Consider the following 10,799-nt stretch of genomic DNA (forward strand, 5'->3'; position numbering starts at 1 on the left):
GCGGGGGGCCCCCCCCCCCCCCCCCCCCCACGGGTCTGTCCTGTTCGATCGGCTAGCTGGGCCAGCTCGCCTCGATGTCGGCGAACACCTGGTCGGTGTTGCCGCCCTCGGCAGCGACCCAGTCGACCATCCCGGACCAGAACGAGCCCTGCCCGACCTCTGCCGGCATGGAGTCCGAGGCGTCGAAGCGCAGCACGGTGGCGTCGGCGAGGATCTCGGCCTGCTGGGAGCTGGCGTAGTCGCTGTAGGCCTCCGGCGGGATGGAGGAGTTCGGGCTGATGAACCCGCCAGCCTCGATCCACCCCATCGCCGCGTCGGCGGTGGCGAGGTACTCCATCACGGCGCGGACCTCGGGGCGGTCGTCGAACATGATGAACATGTCGCCGGAGCCGAGCACCGGGCGGTCCTCGGGCGTCTCACCGGGCAGGAAGAAGAAGGCCGCGTCCTCGCCAGGGGTGTAGAGGGGCTCCTCGGTCTCGGGGTCGGTCGGCCAGAAGTCGGGGATCCAGGCGGCCTGGCGGTGCAGCCAGCAGCCCGGCGGCTCCTCGAACGTCGGGTTCATCGCGTCGCCGACGAACGTGGCGCCGATGGCGGTCCCGCCACCGTTCACGTGCCCCTCGCCGAACCAGATCTCGCCGACCTGCTCGGCGGCGGCCAGCACCTCGGGGGAGTCGAACGGGATCTCGTGGGCGACCCACTGGTCGTAGACCTCGGGCTCGGCGGTGCGGAGCAGGACGTCCTCGATCCAGTCCGTCGCGACCCAGCCGGTGGCGTCGCCGTGCTCCATCGTGATGCACCAGGGCGTCCCGCCGTCGGCCAGGATCTGGTCCTGCAGGCCGATCAGGTCGTCCCAGGTCTCGGGGATCTCGTAGCCGGCCTCCTCGAAGGCGGCGACCGGGTACCAGACGATCGACTTCGTGTTGGCGCGGAAGAACACGCCGTAGGTGTCGTCCTCGTAGGTCGTGAGGTCGGTCCAGGCCTCGGAGTAGTCCGTCGACAGCTGCTCGACGTCCATCCAGTCGCTCAGGTTGACGAGGTGGCCCGCGGAGGCGAACTCCTGCATCAGCCCCGGCTGGGCGACCTGCGCGATGTCGGGGGCGTCGCCACCCTCCACCCGGACGTTCAGCACGGTCTCGTAGTCGGTGATGCCCTCGGTGGTGATGTCGATGCCGGTCGCCTCGGCGAAGTCCGCCAGGGTCGCTGAGAAGTTCTCACCCTCGGCCTCGACCCACTGGCTGAGGATCTCGACCGACGTGCCCTCGTACTCCCCCGCCAGGGCCGCGGCGAGGTGCGTGTAGCCCTCCGGCACCTCGGCGTCGAGCGCCGCCGCGTCCTCCGCCGGTTCGCTCCCCGCCTCCTCGGTGGCCTCCGCCGGCGCCTCGGTGGCCTCGTCCGCACCCTCCTCGGCCAGGTCCGCCTCCTCGTCGACCGGTGCCTCGGTCGCCTCGGCCGCCTCGGCCTCGTCCTCCCCGTCGTCAGCGGCATCGTTCACGCAGCCGGCCGCCGCGAGGGCGAGCAGCAGCAGCGCGGCCAGCAGTCGCGTCCTCTTCGTCATCGTGTCTCTCCTCGGTCGAGCACCCCGGCCTGGGCCGGCGGTGCGGCTGGTGACGGCACGTCGGTGTCGACGTGCGTCGCTGAGGTCTGATGGGTCCCGGCCGCGATGGCGGCCAGGGCGGCGGCGCCGTGGGCGCCGAGCGCCGCGTCGGCGGGGGCGACGACGACGCGGTCGGGGTGGATGGCGTCGGCGGCGAGCGGCGAGCGCTCGGCCGCGACGGCGAGGTGGCGCCGGACCCCGTCGAGCAGCCCCCCGTGGGCCTGCGCGACGCCGCCCCCGAGGACCACGTCGCCGATGCCGGTCAGGTTCACGACCAGGTGGACGAGCCGGGCGACGTCCTCGGCCACGTCCTCGGCCAGGGCGGCCGCGGTCGCGTCGCCGGCCGCCGCGGCCGCGAACAGCGCGTGGGCCGGGCGGCCGTCGCCGGCGGGCCAGCGGCGGGCGAGGGCGGGGCCGGCGATCCGGGCCTCGAGGCAGCCGCTGAGGCCGCAGGCGCAGGGCACCTCCGATCCGGGGAGGGGGACGTGGCCGATCTCGCCCGCGTGCCCGAGCGGGCCGCGGTGTGGGAGGCCGTCGATGACCAGCCCGACGGACAACCCGGTGCCGATGTTCACCAGGGCGACGTCGGCGATGTCCGGCCGGCGCAGGCGGAGCAGCGACAGGGCAGCGAGCGCGGCCGCGCGCGCGTCGTTGTCGAGGGCCACGGGCACGCCCAGGTCGGCCTCGAGCATGTGCGCGAGCGGTGTGGCGGTCCCGTCGAGCCCCAGGTTGACCGCGTGGCTGACGGTGCCCGCGGACGGGTCGACGACGCCGGGGATGGCCACGCCCACGGCCCGGAGGTCAGCGGCCCCGTCGGGGGTGACCGCCCGGACGGCGGAGCGGAGCGCGGCGCGCAGGTCCTCCGCGCCGTCCCGCGGCGTGGGACCGGTCCAGGTGGCGACCGCGGGCGCGCCCGGCTGGTTGACCGCGACCGCCTCGATGCTGGTCCCGCCGACGTCCAGCCCGACGATCACCGGCGCACCACCCCCAGCTCCTCGGCGAGGACCAGCGCCCACGCCCCGGCCAGGACCGCGTCGGGCCCGGCTGTCGAGTACGTCAGGGCCAGGGTGTCGGCGACGGCCGGCAGGATGCGGCCCGACAGCGCCTCGCGGACCGCGTCGAGGAACGCCGCGCCGAGCTGCTCGACCGGCCCGCCGAGCACCACGTGGCTGACGTCGAGGACCGCGACGAGGTTGGCGAGGGCCGCGCCCAGGTGGTCCGCCGCGATCGCGAGCGCGCCGGCGTCGGAGTCGTCCAGCTGGGCCGGGTCCCCGCCCGCGCGCCCGGTGGTGGCCATGATCGCGGGGAGGCTGGCGTAGAGCTCCAGGCAGCCGCGGCGGCCGCAGCGGCACTCGGGGGCGCGCGCGTCGTCGACGACGCGAAGGTGCCCGATCTCACCGGCGGCGTGGCGGTCGCCGGCGTGGGGGCGGCCGTCGAGGACGATGCCGGCGCCGATGCCCCGCCCGACCCGGACGACGACCAGGCTGTCGACGTCCTCGCGGCGTCCGTACTCGTCGATGGCCGAGACCTGCGCGTCGTTGGCGACGTGGACGGCCAGGCCGGTCCGCTCGGCCAGCAGCTCGCCGAGCGGCAGGTCGTGCCAGCCGAGGTTCGCCGCCTCGACGACGTGCCCGCGGTCGTCGACCACGCCGGGGGTGCCGACGCCGACGCCGAGCAGGGGGGCGGTCGCCCGGGCGGCCAGGTCGGTGACCAGGTCGACGACGGCGTCGACCGCATCGGGACCCTGGAGGTCCGCGTCGGGGCCGGTCGTGCTCAGCACGGTCTCGCCCGCCAGGTCGAGCAGGGCGCCGCGGAGGGGGGCGGAGCTCAGGTCGAGGGCGATGACCTGCCGGGCCGAGCCGTTGATCTCGAGGAGGGTCGGCGGCTTCCCGCCGGCGGACTCCCCCAGCCCGGTCTCGACCAGCAGGTCGTCGGCGATCAGGTCCGCGACGAGGGCCGAGACCGTCGCACGGGTCAGGCCGGTCTGGCGGGCGATGTCCGCGCGGGAGGTCGACCCGGCCGCCATCACGACCTGGAGGGTCAGGCGCAGGTTCGCCAGCCGCGTCTCGGCCTTCGTGGCCTTGCTGGCCGCCCGCAGGGGCACCCGACGTCGTGCGGTGGGCTCCACCGGGGGTCCTCGCCTCTCGTCGCTCAACCTTTGTTTGTTTTCTAAACGTTCAACTGTGCGGGCGTCAAGGGGCACGCCAGGATCGCGCCGAACTTCGCCGTCAGGCGAAGGAGGCCCCGATCGCGCCCAACCTCGGCGCGCGCCCGCGCGCCCGCGGCGTCAGACCCCGAGGAAGCTCGCGGGGTCTGCGGCGAACGCGGCCTTGCACCCGGCGGCGCAGAAGACGTACTCGGCGCCGTCGTGGACGTGGCGGTGGTGGGCGTCCTCGACCACGACGGTCATGCCGCAGACCGGATCGGTCGCCTCGGTCCGGGCCGGCGGGGCGGCGACGCCGAGCGCCAGCTCGCCACGGGCCCGGCGGGCCACCAGGTCGGCCAGGACCGCGACGGCGATCTCCGCGTGGCTCGTGCGGCCGAGGTCGAGGCCGGCCGGCGCGTGGACGCGGCTGACGGCGTCCTCCCCCACCTCGTCGCGGAGCAGCTCGAGCAGCGCGTCGGCGCGCTTCCGGCTGGCCACCAGCCCGACGTAGCCCGCGTCGGACGCGAGCGCGGACCGCAGCGCGAGGTCGTCGTAGTGGCCCTGGCTCGCGACCACCACCGCCGTGGCGGCATCCGGAGCGGGGTGCCCGAGCTCCGGCTCGTCGACCCCTCGGGCATCCCACCCCAGCACCCCCGCCATCTGCACCAGCGCCGCGGCGGCCGGCGTGTCCCCGACGACCACGACCGCCGGCGGCGGGAGGTGGGGTTCCAGGTACAGCTCCATCGCGCCCTCGCCCTCACACGCCATCGGCACGGTGACCGCACCCGGCGAGGCGGTGTCCAACTCGTCAGCCTGCCCGAGGAACAGCAGCCGGGGTTGGCCGTCGGCCAGGCTGGCCAGGGCCTCTGAGACCACGGTCGGCTCGGCGCAGGCCCCGCCGACGAAGCCCGTCACCCCTCCCCCGGGGTCGATGATCGCCTTCGAGCCCTGCTGGCCGGACGTCGGCCCGCGGCGCCACACCACCGTGCAGAGCACGAACGGCCGGCGGCCGTCGCGCTCGGCGACCGCCCGGCGCAGGACCTCGACGTCCACGACGGCCCCTAGGCCCCGTCGCCGCCGGCGCCCTGGATGGCCTCCCACACCCGGTGGGGCATGACCGGCATGTCGATGTTCGTCACGCCGAGGTGGCGCACCGCGTCGACGACGGCGTTCACGAACGCGGCCGGGGACCCGACGGTGGCGGACTCCCCGACGCCCTTCGCCCCGATCGGGTGGTGCGGTGAGGGGGTGACGGTCTCGAGCAGCTCGAAGCGGGGGGTCTCCCACGCCGTCGGGATCAGGTAGTCCATGTAGTTGGACCCGATGCAGTTGCCGTCGTCGTCGTAGGTGATCCACTGCATCGAGGACATCGCGTAGCCCTCGGTCAGCCCGCCGTGGATCTGCCCCTCGACGATCATCGGGTTGATCCGCACGCCGCAGTCGTCGAGCGCGACCATCCGGTCGACCTTCCACTGGCCGGTGTCCGGATCGACCTCAACGACCACGACGTAGCTGCCGTAGGGGTAGGTCAGGTTCGGCGGGTCGTAGTAGTGGACGCCCTCGAGGCCGTACTCCATCCCCTCCGGCAGGTTGGTGTAGGCCGCCAGCGAGATGTCCTGGATCGACACGCTCCGGTCGGGAGAGCCGGCGACGGAGTACTGCCCGTTCGACACCTCGATGTCGCCCTCGGCGGCCTCGAGGAGGTGCGCGGCGATCGCCTTGGCCTTCACCGCCAGCTTCCGGGCGACCATCGCCGTCGCCGCGCCGCCCACCGGCGTCGACCGCGACCCGTAGGTCCCCAGCCCGTACGGCGTGTCGTCGGTGTCGCCGTGGATCACCTTGATGTCGGTCGACGGGATCCCGAGCTCGTCGGCGACGATCTGCGCGAACGTCGTCTCGTGCCCCTGCCCCTGGGTCTTCACGCCCAGCTTGAGGACCGCCTTGCCGGTCGGGTGGACCCGCAGCTCGGCGGAGTCGATCATCTTCAACCCGGCGATGTCGTAGTCCTTCGACGGCCCGGCGCCGACGGCCTCGGTGAAGTGGGCGAGGCCGATGCCGATCAGCCGGCCCTCCTCCCTCGCCCGGGCCTGCTCCTCGCGCAGCTGGGCGTAGCCGACGTGGTCGAGGGCCTTCTGCAGGGCGGTCGGGTAGTCGCCGGAGTCGTAGACGAACCCGGTCGGCGTCGTGTACGGGAACTGGTCGGGCTGGATGAAGTTCTTCATCCGGAAGTCCGCCGGGTCCATGTCGAGCTCGTAGGCGGCGTTCTGCACCAGCCGCTCGATCAGGTAGCTCGCCTCGGTGATCCGGAAGCTGCAGCGGTACGCCACCCCACCGGGCGCCTTGTTCGTGAACGCGCCGTCGCAGACGATGTGGGCGGCCGGGTAGTCGTAGGACCCGGTGACGACGTGGAACAGGCCGGCCTTGAACTTCGTCGGCTGGGCGTCGGCGTGGAAGGCGCCCTGGTCGCTCAGCATGTGGACGCGCAGGCCGAGGATCTGCCCGTCGTCGGTGACCGCCAGCTCGCCCTTCATGTGGTAATCGCGGGCGAACCCGGTCGAGATGAGGTTCTCCGAGCGCGACTCGATCCACTTGACCGGCTTGCCGATCAGCAGCGACGCCGCGGTGGCGATGACGTAGCCGGGGTAGATCGGCACCTTGTTGCCGAACCCGCCGCCCAGGTCGGCCGGGGAGATGATCCGGATCTTCTGCTCCGGCAGCCCTGCGACCATGGCGAAGAGGGTCCGGTGGGCGTGCGGCGCCTGTGAGGTGACGTAGATCGTCGCCTGGCCCGTGACGCTGTCGACGTCCGCGAGCGCCCCGCAGGTCTCGAGGGGGGAGGGGTGGGACCGCGGGTAGTGGGTCTCGAGCGTGACGACGCGGTCGGCCTTGGCGAACGCCTCGTCGGTGAGCGCCGCGTCACCGGACTCCCAGTGGTAGACCCGGTTGTCGGTCTGGCCCTCCTTCTCGTCGCGGATCACGACCGCCCCCTCGGAGAGGGCCTGCTGGGGTGTCGTGATGACGGGGAGGATCTCGTAGTCGACGTCGATGTGCTCGAGCGCGTCGGCGGCGATGTAGGGGTCGGTGGCGATGACCGCGGCGACCTCCTGTCCCTGGAAGCGGACCTTGTCCGTCGCGAGGACCGCCTGGGTGTCACCGCTCAGCGTCGGCATCCACGCGAGGCCGTGCTGGGCCATCAGCTCGCCGGTGACGACCGCGACGACGCCTTCGAGTGCCTCGGCCGCCGACGTGTCGATGCCGTTGATCCGGGCGTGGGCCATCGGCGCCCGGAGGATCGCCATGTGCAGCATGCCGGGCAGGACGATGTCGTCCAGGTAGCGGCCGTGCCCGACGATCAGGCGGTCGTCCTCGACCCGCTTGACGGAGTGGCCGATGCCGCCGATCTCCGGGGTCGTCTTCAGGCCGGCCGGGTGCGGGCTGGGTGCGTTCTCGAGCGTGGTCATGTCCGGCTCCTCTACGCCTGCGGGGTGGCCTGGCCGTCGGTCGCCGCGGCGGCGCGCATCTCCGCGCCGGCGGCCTGGATCGACTTGACGATGTTCATGTAGCCGGTGCAGCGGCAGAGGTTGCCGCTGATCGCCCAGCGGACGTCGTCCTCGTCGGGGTCGTCGTCGGTGGCGAGCAGCGCCGAGCCGACGAGCATCATCGCGGGGGTGCAGAACCCGCACTGGAGGCCGTGGTGCTCCTTGAACGCCGCCTGGATGGGGTGGAGCTGGCCGTTCGCCCCCAACCCCTCGACGGTGGTGATCTCCGCACGGTCGGCCTGGACGGCGAAGACGGTGCAGGACTTCACGGGCCGGCCGTCGAGCAGGACGGTGCAGACGCCGCAGGACGTCGTGTCGCACCCGATGTGCGTGCCGGTCAGCTCGGCCTGGCGTCGGATGAAGTCGACGAGCAGGACCCGGGGCTCGACGTCGGCTGCGTGCGACTCGCCGTTGATCGTGATGGTCACGGGGATGGTCTCGGTGGTCATCGCTGCGCTCAGCTCCCGCTCTCGTCGTCGCCACGTGCCTGCGCCAGGGCGTCGGCCAGGCCGCGCTGGGTGAACACCCGCACCACGTTCCGCTTCCAGTCCGCCGTCCCGCGGACGTCCGTCGTCGGGCTCGAGGCCGACGCGGTCGCGGCGGCTGCCTCGGCGAACAGCTCCTCGGACGGGGTCTGGCCGACGAGGATCGCCTCGGCGTCGGTCACCTTCGTCGGGTGGGGCACCACGCTGGTCAGCCCGATGCCGGCGGCGGCGATCGTGCCGTCGTCGGCGAGCTCGAGGTGCGTGGCCACGGCGACCGTGGCGTAGTCGCCGACCTTCCGCTCGAGCTTGTGGTACGCCCCGCCGCTCGCGCGCGTCGGCACGGGGATGCGCACCTCGACGGCCACCTCGCCGTCGGCCAGGCTGTTCTCGAACAGCCCGACGACGAAGTCGGGGATGTCGATCTCCCGCCGTCCGGACGGCCCCTGGGCGACCACGGTCGCCCCGCAGGCGAGGAGGACGGAGTTCCAGTCCCCCTCCGGGTCGCAGTGGGCGACCGACCCGACCATCGTCCCACGGTTGCGGACCAGCGGGTCGGCGATCCACGGCGCTGCCGCGGCGACGACCCCGAAGGTGTCGTCGGACGCGAGCACGTCGTTGTGGCGTGCCAGAGCCCCGACGGCGAGGTGCCCGTTCTCGCGCCGGACGTGGTCCAGCCCGGGGATGCGGTTGATGTCGACCAGCCGCTCGGGGAAGGCGAAGCGCAGCTTCATCATCGGGATGAGCGACTGGCCGCCTGCGAGGACCCGGGTCTCCTCCGGGTCCTCGGCCAGTGCGGCGATGGCCTCGTCGAGGCTCTCCGCACGGGTGTAGCTGAAGCTCGCGGGGAACATCGGCCCTCCTGTGTCCCGTCTGGTGGCTCCGGGTCAGCACCGTATCGCCGGGGGGGCCCAGGCGAAAGGGGTGACTTTCGACGGCGTCCGACCTGGACGGCTGTGGCGGCAGCCCTCAGAGGTCCGCGAGCAGCGCGGCGAGGGCCTCGAGGGACGCGACGGAGTGCCCCTCCCGGAGGTCGTCGAGGTGGGGCAGCGCGGCGGCCATCCCGGCGGCCCGCGGCGCGAAGCCTGCGGCGGCGGCCAGCGGGTTCACCCAGATGAGGCGGTGGGTCACCCGGTGGAGCCGCGCCATCTGCTCGGCGATGTCGGCGGGGTCGCCGCGGTCCCACCCGTCGCTCAGGATCACGACGACGGCGCCGCGGGCCATGCCGCGCACCCCCCAGCGGGCGTTGAAGGTCGCCAGCGCGTCGCCGAGGCGGGTCCCGCCGGACCAGTCGGCGATCGCCGCGGTGGCCCCGTCGAGCGCGACGTCGGGGTCGTGGGTCGACAGCGCGCGGGTCAGCCGGGTGAGCCGCGTGCCGACGGCGAACACCTCGACCCGCCGCCGGGCCGACGTCAGCGCGTGGGCGAAGCGCAGCAGCGCGCGGGCGTAGGGCTCCATCGAGCCGCTGACGTCGACCAGCACGACGACGCGCCGCGGCGTCAGCCGTGGGGTGCGCCGGACCGGGCGGGGGACCTCACCGCCGGTGCGCAGCGCCCCCGCGATCGTGCGGCGCACGTCGAGGCGACCGCGTCTCGCCGACCGGTCGGGTCGCAGCCGTCGGCTGGTGCGCCACGGCCCCGTCGTGCGGAGCTGGCTGATCAGCGCGTGGGCCTCGGTCCGCTCCTCCGCGCTCAGGTGGGCCAGGTCGGCGTGGCGGAGGACCTCGACGGCGCTCCAGCGCAGCGTCAGGTCCTCGGGTGACGGCGGGTCGTCGCGGGCCGCGGACGCATCCCGGTCCGCGTCCCCGTCATCGGCGTCGTGGCGCAGGGCGATGCGGAGCACCGGCGGCTCCGGGACGGCCAGGACCGCCCCGCGACGGCCGACGAGGACGGCTTCGACGGCGTCGTCGAACGCGTCGAAGTCCTCGGGGCGGCGGATCAGCGACTGGCGGGCGGCGGCGACCAGCCGGCGCTCGTCGGAGAGCCCGACGAGGGCCAGCGCCTCGGTGCAGGCCAGCTCGCAGCCGATCGGCACGTCGACCCCGCGGTCGCGCAGCGCGCGGGCGAGGACCGCGGTCACGTGGGCGCCGTCGATGCCCGCGGTCGACCGCATCGGCGCGCCGGTCAGGCGCCGCCGAGCGCGGCGTCGATCAGCGCGTCGAGCCCGTGCTCGCGGACGCGCTGGGCGTCCTCGCGGTACTTGAGGACCGCCCCGAGGGTCGCCGCGGCGCTGGTGGGGTCGACGGCGTCGGCGCCGAGGACCGTCAGCGCGTACGCCCAGTCGACGGTCTCGGACACCCCGGGTGGCTTGTACAGGTCGGCCCCGCGCAGGGCAGCCGCGATGGCGGCCACCTCCTCGGCCACCCGGGCGCTGGCCGTGGGGACCCGCAGCCGGATGATCGCCACCTCGCGCTCGAGGTCGGGGTGCTCGACCCAGTGGTACAGGCAGCGGCGCTTGAGGGCGTCGTGCAGGTCGCGGGTCCGGTTCGACGTCAGCACGACGACCGGCGGGTCGGTCGCGGCGAACGTGCCGAGCTCCGGCACGGTGATCGCGTAGTCGCTGAGGACCTCGAGCAGGAACGCCTCGAACTCGTCGTCGGCCCGGTCGACCTCGTCGACCAGCAGGACCGGCGCGACGGGGCCGTCGTGGTCGACCGCGCGGAGCAGGGGGCGGCGGACCAGGAACTCCGCCGAGTAGAGGCGATCGCGGAGCTCGGCGCTGGGTAGCCCGGCTGCCTCACCGGTCGCCTCGGCGGCGCGCAGGCCGAGGAGCTGGCGGGCGTGGTCCCAGTCGTAGGCGGCCTGGGCCAGGTCGAGGCCCTCGTGGCACTGCAGCCGGATCAGCTCCGCCCCCCGCCAGCTCGCCAGGGTCCGGGCCACCTCGGTCTTGCCGACCCCGGCGTCGCCCTCGAGCAGCAGCGGGCGGCGCATCCGCAGCGCGAGGAACACCGCGGTCGCCAGGTCGTCGTCGGCCAGGTAGTCGTGGGCCGCCAACCCGGCGACGACGTCCTCGACGCGCTCGGGCTCCATCACACGCGG

The 10,799-nt window shown here is 73.9% G+C and carries 9 protein-coding genes; all 9 read right to left on the reverse strand.

The features are described 5' to 3' along the window. Positions 1-52: 52 nt before the first annotated feature. The 9 genes from ACEQ2X_RS03065 to ACEQ2X_RS03105 all read right to left on the reverse strand — a co-directional run bounded on the left by ACEQ2X_RS03065 (position 53) and on the right by ACEQ2X_RS03105 (position 10,790). Positions 53-1,555, reverse strand: a complete 1,503-nt coding sequence (locus ACEQ2X_RS03065) for an ABC transporter substrate-binding protein (protein WP_370324297.1) — start codon at positions 1,553-1,555, stop codon at positions 53-55. Beyond that, the gene (locus tag ACEQ2X_RS03070; protein WP_370324298.1) at positions 1,552-2,568 is read right to left on the reverse strand and encodes an ROK family protein; all 1,017 of its coding nucleotides are present in this window, start codon (positions 2,566-2,568) and stop codon (positions 1,552-1,554) included. The genes ACEQ2X_RS03065 and ACEQ2X_RS03070 overlap by 4 nt, the downstream gene beginning before the upstream one ends. Then, complete coding sequence (locus ACEQ2X_RS03075) at positions 2,565-3,722, reverse strand: ROK family protein (RefSeq protein ID WP_370324299.1); 1,158 nt, start codon at positions 3,720-3,722, stop codon at positions 2,565-2,567. Before ACEQ2X_RS03075 ends, ACEQ2X_RS03070 begins: the two co-directional genes overlap by 4 nt. A 159-nt stretch (positions 3,723-3,881) precedes the next feature. Then, positions 3,882-4,793: an XdhC family protein gene (locus ACEQ2X_RS03080; protein ID WP_370324300.1), complete on the reverse strand. Its 912-nt coding sequence runs from the start codon at positions 4,791-4,793 to the stop codon at positions 3,882-3,884. An 8-nt stretch (positions 4,794-4,801) separates the two neighbouring features. Then, entirely contained in the window at positions 4,802-7,201 is a 2,400-nt protein-coding gene (locus tag ACEQ2X_RS03085; protein ID WP_370324301.1) for an aerobic carbon-monoxide dehydrogenase large subunit, read from the reverse strand. A gap of 11 nt (positions 7,202-7,212) precedes the next feature. Continuing rightward, a complete protein-coding gene (locus tag ACEQ2X_RS03090) occupies positions 7,213-7,728 on the reverse strand; it encodes a (2Fe-2S)-binding protein (RefSeq protein WP_370324302.1) in 516 nt (171 codons plus the stop codon). 8 nt (positions 7,729-7,736) lie between these two features. After that, complete coding sequence (locus tag ACEQ2X_RS03095) at positions 7,737-8,615, reverse strand: xanthine dehydrogenase family protein subunit M (RefSeq protein WP_370324303.1); 879 nt, start codon at positions 8,613-8,615, stop codon at positions 7,737-7,739. A gap of 115 nt (positions 8,616-8,730) precedes the next feature. Continuing rightward, positions 8,731-9,873: a VWA domain-containing protein gene (locus ACEQ2X_RS03100; RefSeq protein ID WP_370324304.1), complete on the reverse strand. Its 1,143-nt coding sequence runs from the start codon at positions 9,871-9,873 to the stop codon at positions 8,731-8,733. Between the two features lie 11 nt (positions 9,874-9,884). After that, entirely contained in the window at positions 9,885-10,790 is a 906-nt protein-coding gene (locus tag ACEQ2X_RS03105; protein ID WP_370324305.1) for an AAA family ATPase, read from the reverse strand. Positions 10,791-10,799: the final 9 nt, after the last annotated feature.

It is taken from the genome of Euzebya sp., assembly GCF_964222135.1.
Classification (GTDB): Bacteria; Actinomycetota; Nitriliruptoria; order Euzebyales; family Euzebyaceae; genus Euzebya.